The organism is Albibacterium bauzanense (genome assembly GCF_004339765.1).
In the GTDB taxonomy this organism is placed as follows: domain Bacteria; phylum Bacteroidota; class Bacteroidia; order Sphingobacteriales; family Sphingobacteriaceae; genus Albibacterium; species Albibacterium bauzanense.
Genome location: NZ_SMGO01000001.1, coordinates 1,007,398 through 1,021,787, shown reverse-complemented (window position 1 = coordinate 1,021,787; position 14,390 = coordinate 1,007,398). Strand labels below are relative to the sequence as shown.

The following is a 14,390-nucleotide window of genomic DNA, read 5'->3' as shown; positions in this document are numbered from 1 at the left end:
TTGCTTTGAAAAAACCTTCTGAATTGATTTATGGATATTTTCCAAATTTGACAAATCTGCAAAAACAACAGTTTGATGCTCTTGATGATTGTTATAGGGATTGGAATTCACAAATAAATGTGATCTCAAGAAAGGACATTGACAGTTTATATCTGCGACATGTTCTTCACTCTTTAGCAATTGCTAAATATATTGAGTTTAAAGCAGGAGAGCGGGTATTGGATGTAGGAACAGGAGGAGGTTTTCCAGGCATACCCCTTGCTATCTTATTCCCGGAAACCGAATTTGTTCTTGTTGATTCTATTGGAAAGAAGATAAAGGTAGTAAATGAAGTTGCCAACTCTATTGGTTTGAAAAATGTAAAAGGAATCCATGCCAGGGCTGAATCTATAGAAGGAAAGTTTAACTTTATTGTTTCCAGAGCAGTAACACAGTTAAAAGATTTTTATCCTTGGGTGAGGAATAAGGTTAAAAAGGACTCCATTAATGCTGTTCCCAATGGAATTCTTTATTTAAAAGGAGGAGACCTGGCTCAGGAAATAAAAGAATCGGGGTTGAAGCCAGAACTGATACCCATTTCTGCCTATTTTTCTGAAGATTTTTTCGAAACTAAATACATTCTTCATATTCCTATTACTTAAGTTATGGCTGTTGATTCCTCTTTGGTTGATGCACTTGCACTTAATTTTATCCCAGGTGTAGGTATTATTACACAGAGGAACTTAGTGAATCATTTTGGTTCTCCTAAAGCAGTTATTGAAGCATCTTCTGGAGAATTACAATCTATTAGCGGCGTTGGTAAAAGAATATCTGCAAAGATTTTGAACGGTAAGTCTGCTGCCTATGAGCGTGCCGAAAAAGAGATTGAATTTGCTGATAAACATCAGATTAAAATTTTACCATTTTTAGATGATAAATACCCTCGCCGATTAAAGCAATGTGTAGATGCTCCTATGTTAATTTACTATCGCGGTAATGCTAATTTGGATTCTGCGAGAATCGTAAGTATTGTAGGCACGAGAAATGCGAGCCATTATGGAAGAGATCGTTGCAAAGAATTGGTGGAAGCATTAAGTGGCTATGACGATGTATTGGTCGTAAGTGGCTTAGCTTATGGTATCGATAGTTATGCTCATAAGATAAGTGTTGAGAATGATGTGCCTACTGTTGGGGTATTAGGACATGGACTTGATCAAATCTATCCAAATAAAAACAGGAATCTGGCTGTTAAAATGTTAGATAACGGAGGTCTCTTGTCTGAATATCCCTCTAATACTCGACCGGATCGGCAGAATTTTCCTCAACGAAACCGGATTATAGCAGGTATGGCAGATGTAATTGTTGTAGTAGAAGCTGCTATTCGTGGCGGTGCGTTGATAACTGCTGAAATTGCTAATAACTATAACAGAGATGTTTGTGCTTTTCCAGGCAATGTTGATTTGGAATATTCTGCCGGCTGTAATCTTTTAATAAAAAGCCATCGAGCCCATCTTATTACGCGAGCTGAAGATTTAGGTTATTTGATGGATTGGCAGTTGAATAGTCAAAAATCAAGTACTGCTCAATTACAATTAGCCGTCTCTTTAAATGATGCTGAAAAGAATATTTATAAGCTTATTCGGGAGAAAGAGCCAATAAGTATTGATGAAATAGCTCAATTGGCAGGTGAAAAGCAGAGCAAGTTAGCAATTGTTCTTTTAGAACTGGAAATGAAGGGCTTGATTATGACTATGCCAGGAAAGATCTACCGATCTTTCAATAGTTAATACTATCCATGCTTAAGTGCTTGCTTCCCATTTTATTTCTCCTGATCCTGCGCTTATCATTTTCCATTCTGTTGTAAATCTAATATGAATGATTCCAGCAGTAGGAATATTTCGAATATAGGTACCACTAAGGTAACCTGCAAATTCTGTAATCCCGGGATTATGACCGAAGAGAGCAACCCGGTTATATTGTTCGGGAAGATAGTTGATGATGGGAAGTAATAACGAAGCGTTTGCCTCGTAAATCATATTTTCAGGTTGGATTTGATGGGCTGGTATATGAAGCTTCTCAGCGAAAATTGTCGCAGTACTTAAAGCACGCTTTGCAGGACTACTAATTAATAATTCAGGCTGTAATTTATAATTCGCTAATTTATCACTCATTTCTCTTGCCTCCATATAACCTTTGTCGTTTAATGGGCGGTCAAAATCTTTTACTCCTGAAGGATGGTTGGATTCTGCGTGTCGTATTAAAAAAAGATCTTTGATCATTGTTATTTCTTTATTCGCACCTACTTCCAAAATCATGCCTGAAAGTGTTTATAGAATTGTGTTTTGTATATTTGGTCTGTTAATTTAAAGAATGATTGTGTCTGAGTTAGTAAGTGTAGTTATACCCTGTTATAATCAAGCTGTTTTTATTGAAGAAACGGTTAATTCTGTATTAAATTCCATTCATCCTGATATTGAGATTATATTAGTTAATGACGGTTCTATTGATAATACGGATGAGGTGTGTAAACGTTTATCTGGTCAATATGAGAACGTGTTTTACTATTCTCAACTTAATCAAGGTCCATCGGTAGCGCGAAATCATGGTATAAGAAAAGCAAATGGGACTTATATTTTGCCTCTAGATTCAGACGATATTATTTCGAATGATTATATTTCTGAAGCAGTTAAAGTGTTCGAATTTGATCCGGAGGTGAAGGTTGTTTATTGTGATGCTGAAAAATTCGGTGAAAAGGAAGGAAAGTGGAATCTGAAACCGTTTAGTTTAAAAAGATTAGCACTTGATAATATGATATTTGTAAGTGCTTTATATAGAAAAAAAGACTGGGAAGCGTGTGGAGGTTACTCTGAAGATATGGTATGGGGAAGAGAGGATTGGGAATTTTGGATAACGATGTTGAAGAATGGGGGTAAAGTAATTAAATTACCAATCACCGGATTTTATTATAGAATCAGAACAAATTCAAGGCGAAAGGGAATGACTAAAGAGAGAAAAGGAAAGATTATTGCCTATATAAATAGAAAACACAAAGACTTTATTTATAAGCAATTGAATGGTCCATTAAGGATTCAGCGCACTCACTCTAGAAAATATAATACTTTTTTAAGAATGTTTGGTTTACTTAAATAGTCACTCTTTCATGTGACGCACCTTCTTTTACATTCATGAATACCAATAGAAAGCTTCCAGCGGTATATCTGTGCTTAAAGAGCCAAAAAAGCGCAGACATAGCGCATGAATAGTTCTTTAACAGCTCTATTGTGTAAAGCAAGATTATATCTTATCTCTTCCTTTTATAAGCTTTAAGAAATAGTATTTAATTGGATTGGTATATTTAAGCTTTTTCCATGGTCTGCTACCATGAGGCAAATGAAGCACAGGTGTATCCAGTAAAATATAGTTTTTAAAGTCTAATTCTAATGCCTTTGTAGAAAGAAAAGTATCATACCAGTCTTTAGATTGATCCAACTTTGAAAAGCTATAAGATTTTAGAAAGTCCAATGTTAATAAAGTGCAGCAAAAGCTCAGACTTCTCTTTGTTTCAATAATTGCTCTTTTTTCTCCTTTAAATTTTAGATAAGGGAAATTAATATCTCCAGATTCATCGGTTGTAATTGCTCCAATTAATCCGGATTTTAAGTGAATCTTTTCAAAATCGAGCATCTTTTCAAAGGTGTCTTCATTTACTTTTACGTCAGATTCAACTACAATGAATGGTACATTATGTTGCAGAGCTTTTGCTTGAGCATCTTGTAATACCAGTTTATAGTTTGGAGAAGGATTGCTTGTAATGTCTTCTAAATTAATTAGCTCGAAGTTGTATTTTTCTTTGCTCTCCTCTAGTATCCTTTTGGTTTCTTCATCACTGAAATCGTTATATACAATGTGATGTATTGTTGATCGGGAATTAGAGATCGTTTTAATTGTATCGAGTGTTGTGTTAATTGAATTTTTAACAGGCGTTACAATAATGGCTTCAAGCTTATTTTCTGTCATAAATACAAACTTAAGTATTTATTTATATTTAAATCATAAGTGTATATGAGTAGTTTTCAGCAAAGAAGGTTAGGAGTGAGTTTTTTTAATCCCATTTAAACAGATGAATGTTTTCGCTTTTTGTTTCTGTTTTAGTAAGATTAGGTTTTCTTCCTGAGAGGACCAGTTTTCTTTATGATATAGATGATATTGAACTGCAAAATGTTTAATTGATACTATTTTGTAGCCCAAACCTTCAAAGCGCCAAACTAAATCATGATCTTCTCCAATTGCAGGCTTAATGTAGTCTTCATCAAAACCATTGATAGCTAGGATTGCGGTTTTATAGCATGAAAAATTGCAACCTTTAATGCTGCTGATTCCCAGTTTTTGAATGATTATTTTCGTAAGAGGGTTAAGAGGAATATATATAGCTTCTTCATAGAATGTCGCATTGTCTTTTAAAAGCTTTCTGGCTTCTGGAATGATCTTTTTTTGAAATTCTGGCAATTTTATATTAGATAGTTTTTCACTATAAGTAGGGCCTAATTTTACTCTTTTTCCTGCTAATATGTGTTGGGGATTTGAAAGTAATAGGTGATTTTGTATGAATTTAGTGTGAAGCACACAATCTCCATCAATGAAGATTAGGTATTCGTATTTCGCTTTTATAATAGCATTATTCAATGCTTTATTCTTTTGCCAACCTTTGTCTTCCTGACTAAGGTGGACAAGAGGAATATCAATAGAATAATTTTCTATAAATAGCTTCATTTCAGAACTGTTGCCATCTTCGGAAATAATAATTTCATCAGGAAGGTGTGTCTGATAGTGAAGGTTATCCAAAATTACTTTTAAGTCCTTGATGTTTTTGTAAACTGAAATAATCAGGCTTATTGTAATCTGATCCATTGATTTAAATACCTTGATTTTTATCCTTTCTGGCTTTTAACTGCAGCTCAATTTTCTCTAAAGAAAGGCAATTTAAACAGTTTTCAGCAGAGAGGCCACCCTTTCTGGCTACTAATTGTCCGTATCTTAAATAATTGAGTTCTGAGGCATGATGCGCATCTGGATTGATTGAAAGTGTAACTCCTTTTTCAAGGCAATAGGGTACCCATCGCCAGTCTATATCAAGGCGTAGAGGATTAGCATTGATTTCAATGATAACGTCATTCGCCGCACAGGCATCGATTACTTTCTTATGATCTATAGGATAACCTCTGCGAACTAATAACTGTCGACCAGTAGGGTGACCAAGAATGGTGGTATACGGATTTTCGATTGCTTTAATTAAACGAGTAGTAGCTTTTTTTTCATCCATAGAAAGCTGTGCATGGATGGATGCAACAACGAAATCGAATTCTGCTAGAATTTCATTAGGATAATCTAAAGAGCCATTCGACAATATATCTGACTCAATGCCTTTAAGGATTTTAAAAGGTGCAAGCTTTTTGTTTAATGAGTCGATTTCTTTCCATTGAGCTATAACCCGATCGGTGCTTAGTCCATTGGCATAAACAGCGGTTTTGGAATGATCCGATATACCAAAGTATTCTAATTTAAGTATATCTCTACTATAAATGGCCATATCTTCGATAGAGAATACACCATCGCTCCATAAACTATGGTTATGTAAACTGCCTTTAAAATCGCTGTATTCAATTAATTTAGGAATGTTATTTTGAGAGGCTAATTCTATTTCATTCAATCCTTCACGTAATTCTGGCGGAATAAAGCTTAGTCCTGCCTTTTTATAAATAGCTTCTTCGCTTTCTAAAGATGGGATTTCGATATTTAGTTTCTCCTCTAATCCCTTTAAATGATTTTCATTGCCTGTCGTTTCAATTAAACGTGCATAAAAACTTTCTTTATTAGAGCAATGAATGATTGTCTTAATACCACTTTGATGTGTACCTTGTAGTTGATTGTCACTCTCTTTTATATCCGTAATAATATTTGATTGATTGACCCACTTGATTAATTCATCTTTAGTGCTAGATGCAAGAATGTCAATTGTTTCAAGTATCTCACAACAACGGCGCAGAGGCCCGGTAAATGAAACTAGCGACTCTTCTTTCAGATGCTTTTTTAGGCTATGTAAAATATCATTTGCAAAAGGCTCTATATCAGCATAGCGGAATTTGTCTTGGTTCTCCATGGTAAACTCAACGATAGATTTCAATTCATCTTGAGTTTTTTGCCCAAAGCCTTTAAGTTTCGAAATCTTATCGTCTTTGCATGCGTACCATAGCTCACCTAAGTTATCGATACCTAGTTCTTGCCAAATAACAGCTAATTTCTTTGGACCAATTCCTTTTATTTTCAATAGAGCAATAATGCCGGGAGGGCTTTGTTGTATTAGGTCTTCTAACTCTTTAAGACTTCCGTTATCTAAAATCTCTTTAATTTTGAGAGCCGAGCTTTTACCTATTCCAGGTACTTCGCTTAATTCTTCGTGTGTTTTTGATGTAATATCAAAAGGAAGCTTTCTAAGTTTATCGGCCACTGTAGCAATGGCTCTTATTTTGAAGCTATTTTCACCATGAAATTCCAATAATTGTGAAAGTAGTTTGAATTCACGAGCGATTGCTTTATTATCCATAATAAATTATTTAATATCGATGGTATAAGGTATTCTTGCCTGGATACCACTTTGCTGCATTGTTTCTTTAACCTGTTGATAAACCGGAAATGCGAGACCCATTTCTTGTTTTGTAAACCAAAGGCTTATTTGTCTGCCAGATCTATTAAATAGTGCTTTCAATGGGTCATCTTGAGAAGGGTAGTTCACCAAGCTATATTCTTGTATGTTTGCTTTTTTTGCTGCAGATTTAATGGCATCTTCTATACCTCCGATGCGATCGACTAGTCCTAATTCGATAGCTTGTGTTCCGGTCCATACCCGGCCTTGGCCAATACTATCTATATAACTCCGTTCTTTTTTGCGCCCGTCGGCTACATTCTGTGTAAATGTATAATAAATCTTATTTACATTTTGTTGAATGATTGATTCTTCTTGGGCTGTTAGAGGTCTATTAAATGCTCCTAAATCTGCAAATTCTGCTGTTTTGACTACATCAAATGTGATTCCCAATTTATCATTAAAAAACCGCTGGAAGTTTGGTATTATTCCAAATACTCCAATTGAACCTGTAATTGTATTAGGTTGTGCAAAAATAGAGTCGGCTGCAGCAGAAATATAATAGCCTCCAGATGCAGCTAAATCTCCCATGGAAACAACAATAGGCTTAACAGCTTTGGTCAATACTACTTCTCTCCAAATGACGTCAGATGCAAGGGCACTTCCTCCCGGCGAATTAACTCGTAATACAACAGCTTTTACTTTTTCATCTTCTCTTACAGTACGTATTGCTCTGGAAATTTTCTCAGAACCGATTTGTTGGTCATTACCTTCGCCAGAAACGATCTCTCCAACTGCATATACTACAGCAATTCTATCTTTTGAGTTTTTGGGTAAACTTTGATCTGTAACGTTGTAATCTTCAATGGAAATGGAGTTTATTTTAGCATCTTTCTCAATTTTTAATCTTGATTTTAATTCAGCCAGTATTTCGTCTTTATATTTGGTAGCGTCTACCAATCCATAAGTTACAGCGTCTTTGGCATCCTGTACTTTAAACTTATCCGCAATATTAAATAATGAATCAGCTGGTATTTTGCGACTTAAAGAGATTTTGTCTAAGTAATGAGAGTAGATAGACCCTAAGAATGAAGTAACCTGTTCTTTGTTTGCAGCACTCATTTTGTCAAGAATATAGGGTTCTACAGCACTTTTATAGGTTCCAACTTTAATGACTTGTGCTTCAATTCCTAATTTATCCAGTGCTCCTTTAAAGAAAATAGATTGGCTTGATAGTCCGGTAAATTCAAGTAAGCCTTCTGGATAAAGATAGATCTTATCAGCAGTAGATGCTAAATAATAGGAGGATTGAGAATAATATTCACTATAAGCGATTACAAATTTCTTAGATGTTTTGAAGTCTTCTAAAGCGTTTCTTATTTCTTCTAATGTGGCGAAGCTACTTGTAACAGAGCTTAGATCTAGATAGATACCTTTAATTTTATCGTCGGTCTTTGCAACTTTAATACGTGTCAGGATATCGTTTAATCCAATTCGGTCATTATCAAGGCCAGCAAAACTAATGCTATTTAATATACCTTTATTTGTACGTTCATCTATTGTATATGGAATTGAAATGGTAAGGACAGAGTTGTCAGCTACTATGACGGACTCATCACTGTTTATAGAGTGAACTAAACCACCAATAATGCCTAGCGATATGAATATAATCAAGAAAAAAGCTACGATTATACCGACTATAGTTGCTAGAACATATTTGAAAAATGAATTCATTTATTTTTAATTATTAATTATCTATAAGTTTAGATGATTATAAGGGGTTGGTGTTACAGATATTTAAAAAATCAAATTTACAAAAATAATGGCTGCTGTTTTATAATTAATAGCTTTGTTATATGAGTACGATATATCTTCTTTTGGGAGCTAATTTGGGTGATCGTTTTAGCCAATTATCTAATGCATTTAAGGAAATTGAAGAAAGGATAGGATATGTAATAAAATATTCAGCTCTTTATGAGACAGCGGCTTGGGGTAGAGAAGATGAGCCATCATATTTAAATCAGGTTCTATGTGTAACTACTGATTTAACTCCGCATGAATTATTGAAAACGATTCATGAAATTGAAAGCGATCTTGGCAGAACTCGGCAGATGCGATGGGAGTCACGCTTAATTGATATTGATATTTTATTTTATAATGAAATGGTTTTAGATGATCCTGATTTGATAATTCCGCATCCTTATATCCATAAAAGAAAATTCACTTTGGTTCCGTTAGCAGAAATCGCTTCTGAATACAGACATCCTGTTTTACTGAAAACAGTCGAACAGCTTCTAGCAGAACTTAATGATCCTTTAAAGGTGATTAAATTGCCATCTAAAAGAGGAGATAGAGAATAACACCTATGATATGGGATGTTATTAAAAAAGGGAGACTGAACTGTATAAGCTCTGCCTCCCCTTTTTTATATAAATGGATTTATATTGCTTTTAAGTCAAATTCATAGCTTTCCATTATAAGGTTTGCTAAGAGCTGCTTGCAAGCTTGTTCCACAGATTCTCGCGCTGCAGCTTCATTTTCTGCTTCTAATTCCAGCGTGATATGTTTACCGATACGAACGTTTTTAATGTTTGAAAGACCTAGATTTTTCATACTTCCTGCAACGGCCTTACCTTGTGGATCTAGAATCTCTTTTAAAGGCATTACATTTATTTCTGCGATGAACTTCATGTTTTAATATTAAATTGAATTATTGATAATAGAATATATATTAGAATAATTAATGGTATTGCTGCAAAGTTAAAAAATGCAAACAATATAATTCCCAAAGCTACCAAAATATAACGATACTGATTTTCAGAGAAGCGTAGATTCTTGAATTTTAAAGATAATAAGGGCAATTCTGCAATTAAAAGGTAACTTAAAACAAACGCTAGAATAACCAGACTTAGTGATGATTGAAAAATTGAGCCTATAAATCCACCTCGTTCAATAATATAGGGGATAGAAATAATTACCAATGCGCAAGCAGGTGTTGGTAAACCAAGGAAGCTATCGCTTTGACGGGTGTCTATGTTGAATTTTGCTAATCGAAGAGCAGAGAAAATAGCTATTAGAAATGCCAGATACCTGATCCATTCATTTCCATCATAAATTCCTGACGATTGTGTAATAAGCTGATACAGTATAGCTGCTGGTAAGAATCCGAAACTTACCATATCAGCAAGAGAATCCAGTTCTTTTCCTATCGGAGAACTTACTTTTAATAGCCTTGCAGCCATTCCGTCAAAAAAATCTAAGAATGCGGCTATTAAAATAGCATACCCCGCATATTTTAAATTACCATCGAAGGCAAAAACAACTCCCAGGCAACCGCTCAATAAATTAAGGGATGTAATGGCATTGGGGATGTGTTTTACAATCATTGAAAGATTATAATTAGCGGTTCATGCTGATTAAGAATTCTTCATTGCTTTGTGTTCCACGCATTTGTTGTAATAAGAATTCCATCGATTCACTTGAATTCATATCAGCAAGGTGATTGCGTAGTACCCAAATACGTTGTAATGTTTCTTTATCGAGTAATAAATCGTCTCTACGCGTGCTAGAGGCAGTAAGATCAATAGCTGGGAACACTCGTTTATTAGATAATTTACGGTCGAGTTGAAGTTCCATGTTACCAGTACCTTTAAATTCTTCAAAGATTACTTCGTCCATTTTAGAACCAGTATCAATTAATGCTGTTGCTAATATAGTCAAAGAACCTCCGTTTTCTATGTTTCTTGCAGCTCCGAAGAAGCGTTTTGGTTTATGTAAGGCATTTGCATCAACACCACCCGATAAGATTTTACCTGAAGCAGGAGCAACTGTATTATAGGCACGAGCTAAACGTGTAATGGAATCTAATAGTATAACTACATCATGACCACATTCAACCATTCTTTTTGCCTTTTCAAGGACAATATTTGCGATTTTTACGTGGCGCTCTGCCGGTTCGTCAAATGTAGAAGCAACAACTTCCGCGCGGACGCTACGAGCCATATCTGTAACTTCTTCTGGTCGTTCATCAATTAACAGAATTATTAAATAAGCTTCAGGGTGGTTCTTTGCAATTGCGTTCGCTACATCTTTCAATAGCATTGTTTTACCCGTTTTTGGCTGGGCTACGATTAAACCACGTTGTCCTTTTCCAATAGGTGTAAATAAATCTATTATTCTGGTAGAAAAGTTTCCAGGTCCATTGTATAATTTAAATCGTTCTGTTGGAAATAGAGGAGTTAAATAGTCGAAAGGGACACGGTCTCTGATATCGGCTGGATTTTGACCATTGATAGCTTCTACACGTACCAATGGGAAATATTTTTCTCCTTCTTTTGGAGGGCGAATACTTCCTCGTACTGTATCTCCGGTTTTGAGTCCGAATAATTTTATTTGTGACTGTGATACATAAATATCGTCTGGTGATGATAGGTAGTTATAATCTGATGATCTTAAAAAACCATATCCATCCGGCATTATCTCTAAAACACCTTCATTAGCGATAACATTGTCGAAATCGAGGTTTGTAATAGGAGAACTACTTGTACCAGAATCACCTTTATTTATTGATGGATTATTTGCTGGTTTTCTCTCTGTTCTCTCTGTTCTCTCTGTTCTTTCCGGCCTTTGAACTTTTATAGCTTCTTCTGACGTAGCTTCAGCGTGTAAAGGTTTGTCTTGTACAGCGTCTGATTTAAGTGTAGAATCTGTTTTAAAAGGATTTCTGCCTTGAGTTGACGCTGGCTTATGAGGTTTAGTGTCTGTAATAGGCTGAGCAGATTTTGTAAGACGAACACGCTTCCGAGGTTTATCAGAGGAATCGTTCTCTTGTTTTTCTTCTGTATTTTCTTCTGTTTTAGCTATCGTTTCGGTAGGTTTTTGCTCAAGCTCATTTGCAGCGATCTTGTTTATAAGATCCTGCTTGCGTAGCTTATCAGCATCATTTATACCAATCAACTTGGCAATTTCACGTAGCTCAGACACGAGCTTTGCGTTCAATTCAGTAATATCCATCAAATAATTATTATAAATAAATCGGATTATGCTATTTTAAAATAGGGTTCTATTGCATCTATTTCTTCAATAGATTTGTTTTGAATGTTTTATTTCTTCTAAGCGCTAAGATAATATTGATTTTTCTCGACTTTGAGTAATTTTGAGATTACGCCACAATTCTATGCATAAGAATTGGAATATCAAAAATTAATTTGAAAAAAATCGTCTTAAACCTTACATTTTGATAGTTTTGTCCCAAATATTACTGAAATATCGATGACACGAGCGCAACTTATCCAACAAATTAAAATTAAGCGTTCTTTTTTATGCGTAGGTTTAGATACGGATATTAAGAAAATTCCCTCATTCCTTTTGGAATTTGAAGATCCTGTTTATGAGTTTAATAAACGGATTATTGAAGCTACCTCTGATTTGTGCGTTGCTTATAAACCTAACACTGCTTTCTATGAATGTTATGGTTTAAAAGGGTGGACGAGTTTGCAAAAAACATGGGAAATTTTACCTAAAGATTGTTTTAGTATTGCAGATGCCAAACGTGGAGATATTGGAAATACTGCTAATATGTATGCTCAAGCTTTTTTTGATGAAGGGGCATCTGGTTTAGGTTTTGATTCTATAACAGTGGCTCCCTATATGGGTAGTGATTCTGTTTTACCTTTTTTGCAATTTAAAGATAAGTGGGCAATTATTTTGGCGCTTACTTCGAATCAAGGGAGTGCAGACTTTCAGAATATTCAAGATAAAGAAGGAGTTCAGCTTTTTGAAAGAGTGATTGAGCGCGCTAATTATTGGGGAAGTCCTGAAAATCTAATGTATGTTGTAGGTGCTACAAGAGGAGAGGCATTTAAAATAATTAGAAAACATGCCCCCGATCATTTTCTTTTAGTTCCTGGCGTAGGTGCTCAAGGAGGGAGTTTGGAAGATGTTTGCACGTATGGTATGAATGCTGACTGTGGTTTATTGATTAATGCAACGCGTTCTATTATCTATGCTTCATCTGGAAAAGATTTTGCTGAAAAAGCACGTGAAGAAGCTATATTACTTCAAAAGGCAATGGAAAAGGAATTAATTAAAGCTAATATCATATAATAAGCCTTATCTTTGTATGTTGGCTTATTGATAATTAGTCTGATTACCGCTGATTATCAAAATTGAGTAAAAATCAATTGTCAAAGTTATTTATTAACTCTCAAATTGTAACTTTGTAGTATTAGTAGTCTTTAGCTATTCTTGCAGCAGTATCAATTAGAGAACATTTCTCAAATTTCTATAAAATGAGTTCTGAAAAACAATTATTAGAAGAGTTAACCACCGAAGAATATAAATACGGTTTTACAACCAATATCGAAATGGATATAGCCCCAAAGGGCTTAACTGAAGATACAATTCGTTTTATTTCCGCAAAGAAAAATGAACCAGAGTGGTTATTGGAATGGCGGTTGAAAGCATATCGTTATTTCATTACGATGCCTATACCTACTTGGCAGAATTTTAAACATCCAGATGTTGACTTTCAGGATATGTCTTATTATGCTGCTCCAAAAGAGAAGCCAAAATATGATAGTTTGGATGAGGTTGATCCTGAGTTATTAGAAACCTTTAAAAAGTTAGGAATACCATTAGATGAACAGAAAATCCTTTCAGGAGTAGTTGCTGTTGATGCAGTTTTTGATTCTGTATCTGTAAAAACAACCTTCCAGAAAAAGTTAAAAGAACAAGGGGTTATATTTAGTTCTTTTGGTGAAGCTGTTCAGAATCATCCAGAGTTGGTTAAAAAGTATTTAGGAACTGTAGTTCCTTCTACAGATAACATTTATGCAGCTTTAAATGCAGCGGTATTTTCAGATGGATCTTTCGTGTATATACCAAAAGGTGTTCGCTGCCCGATGGAACTTTCTACCTATTTTAGGATAAACGCTGAAAATACCGGACAGTTTGAAAGAACGCTGATTATTGCAGATGATCGTTCTTATGTAAGTTATTTAGAGGGATGTACTGCTCCAATGCGTGACGAAAATCAAATGCACGCAGCGGTAGTTGAACTTATAGCTATGGAAGATGCAGAAATTAAGTATTCTACTGTTCAGAATTGGTATCCTGGCGATAAAGATGGGAATGGTGGGATTTTTAACTTCGTTACTAAACGAGGTATCTGTAAAGGAGACCGCAGTAAGATTTCATGGACACAAGTAGAAACTGGTTCTGCAATTACATGGAAATATCCAGGTGTTATATTAAAAGGTGATAGTTCGGTTGGAGAATTTTATTCAGTTGCTTTAACCCGAAATCATCAAGTTGCAGATACAGGTACTAAGATGATGCATATTGGAAAAAACACTCGTAGTCGGATTATATCCAAAGGTATTTCTGCAGGAGTTAGCCATAACAGTTATCGAGGTTTGGTTAAGATTAGCAAGGGAGCAGATGGCGCTCGTAATTATACCCAGTGTGACTCTATGTTAATTGGTGATAAATGTGGGGCACATACGTTTCCATATATTGAATCAAAAAATGAGTCTGCTATGTTAGAGCATGAGGCTACCACTTCTAAGATAGGGGAAGATCAGGTGTTTTATTTGAATCAACGAGGAATCGATTCAGAGCAGGCTGTAGGACTCATTGTAAATGGCTATGCCAAAGAAGTATTAAATCAATTACCAATGGAATTTGCAGTAGAGGCTCAAAAGCTTCTTGCTATTTCTTTAGAAGGTAGTGTTGGTTAATCGTTCGTTCAAGTTTATAAGTATATTTTTTT

General features: G+C 35.0%; 14 protein-coding genes. 6 read left to right on the top strand and 8 right to left on the bottom strand.

The genetic code is table 11. The features are described 5' to 3' along the window. The first annotated feature begins 5 nt into the window (after positions 1-5). Both rsmG and dprA read left to right on the top strand, forming a co-directional pair. Complete coding sequence (rsmG, locus tag C8N28_RS04675) at positions 6-641, top strand: 16S rRNA (guanine(527)-N(7))-methyltransferase RsmG (protein WP_132221993.1); 636 nt, start codon at positions 6-8, stop codon at positions 639-641. Positions 642-644: 3 nt separating this feature from the next. Next, complete coding sequence (gene dprA, locus C8N28_RS04670; RefSeq protein WP_132221991.1) at positions 645-1,766, top strand: DNA-processing protein DprA; 1,122 nt, start codon at positions 645-647, stop codon at positions 1,764-1,766. Positions 1,767-1,778: 12 nt separating this feature from the next. On the opposite strand, the gene C8N28_RS04665 is transcribed toward dprA, so the two are convergent. After that, positions 1,779-2,258: a SixA phosphatase family protein gene (locus C8N28_RS04665; RefSeq protein WP_132222564.1), complete on the bottom strand. Its 480-nt coding sequence runs from the start codon at positions 2,256-2,258 to the stop codon at positions 1,779-1,781. A gap of 97 nt (positions 2,259-2,355) precedes the next feature. Between C8N28_RS04665 and C8N28_RS04660 the strand changes: the two genes are divergently transcribed. Continuing rightward, a complete protein-coding gene (locus tag C8N28_RS04660; RefSeq protein ID WP_221410188.1) occupies positions 2,356-3,129 on the top strand; it encodes a glycosyltransferase family 2 protein in 774 nt (257 codons plus the stop codon). Positions 3,130-3,273: 144 nt separating this feature from the next. On the opposite strand, the gene C8N28_RS04655 is transcribed toward C8N28_RS04660, so the two are convergent. From C8N28_RS04655 to sppA, 4 genes are all read right to left on the bottom strand, one after another. Continuing rightward, positions 3,274-3,996: a glycosyltransferase gene (locus C8N28_RS04655; RefSeq protein ID WP_132221987.1), complete on the bottom strand. Its 723-nt coding sequence runs from the start codon at positions 3,994-3,996 to the stop codon at positions 3,274-3,276. A gap of 69 nt (positions 3,997-4,065) precedes the next feature. Beyond that, complete coding sequence (locus C8N28_RS04650) at positions 4,066-4,887, bottom strand: glycosyltransferase (RefSeq protein ID WP_132221984.1); 822 nt, start codon at positions 4,885-4,887, stop codon at positions 4,066-4,068. A gap of 4 nt (positions 4,888-4,891) precedes the next feature. Then, positions 4,892-6,580 (bottom strand): DNA polymerase/3'-5' exonuclease PolX, encoded by a 1,689-nt coding sequence (locus C8N28_RS04645; protein ID WP_132221982.1) that lies wholly within the window; start codon positions 6,578-6,580, stop codon positions 4,892-4,894. Between the two features lie 6 nt (positions 6,581-6,586). Further along, entirely contained in the window at positions 6,587-8,353 is a 1,767-nt protein-coding gene (gene sppA, locus C8N28_RS04640; RefSeq protein WP_132221980.1) for a signal peptide peptidase SppA, read from the bottom strand. Positions 8,354-8,475: 122 nt separating this feature from the next. Between sppA and folK the strand changes: the two genes are divergently transcribed. Continuing rightward, positions 8,476-8,979 (top strand): 2-amino-4-hydroxy-6-hydroxymethyldihydropteridine diphosphokinase, encoded by a 504-nt coding sequence (gene folK, locus C8N28_RS04635; RefSeq protein ID WP_132221978.1) that lies wholly within the window; start codon positions 8,476-8,478, stop codon positions 8,977-8,979. Between the two features lie 79 nt (positions 8,980-9,058). Here folK and purS read toward each other — a convergent pair whose 3' ends face one another. From purS to rho, 3 genes are read right to left on the bottom strand one after another with little or no spacing between them, the layout of a single operon-like run. Continuing rightward, a complete protein-coding gene (purS, locus tag C8N28_RS04630; protein WP_132221976.1) occupies positions 9,059-9,310 on the bottom strand; it encodes a phosphoribosylformylglycinamidine synthase subunit PurS in 252 nt (83 codons plus the stop codon). Continuing rightward, entirely contained in the window at positions 9,307-10,005 is a 699-nt protein-coding gene (pssA, locus tag C8N28_RS04625; RefSeq protein ID WP_132221974.1) for a CDP-diacylglycerol--serine O-phosphatidyltransferase, read from the bottom strand. Before pssA ends, purS begins: the two co-directional genes overlap by 4 nt. Before the next feature lie 13 nt (positions 10,006-10,018). Beyond that, positions 10,019-11,632 (bottom strand): transcription termination factor Rho, encoded by a 1,614-nt coding sequence (gene rho / locus C8N28_RS04620; RefSeq protein WP_132221972.1) that lies wholly within the window; start codon positions 11,630-11,632, stop codon positions 10,019-10,021. Positions 11,633-11,890: 258 nt separating this feature from the next. Between rho and pyrF the strand changes: the two genes are divergently transcribed. Together pyrF and sufB are read left to right on the top strand one after the other, a co-directional pair. Next, a complete protein-coding gene (gene pyrF, locus C8N28_RS04615; protein WP_132221970.1) occupies positions 11,891-12,724 on the top strand; it encodes an orotidine-5'-phosphate decarboxylase in 834 nt (277 codons plus the stop codon). 185 nt (positions 12,725-12,909) lie between these two features. Further along, positions 12,910-14,358: a Fe-S cluster assembly protein SufB gene (sufB, locus tag C8N28_RS04610; protein WP_132221968.1), complete on the top strand. Its 1,449-nt coding sequence runs from the start codon at positions 12,910-12,912 to the stop codon at positions 14,356-14,358. Positions 14,359-14,390: the final 32 nt, after the last annotated feature.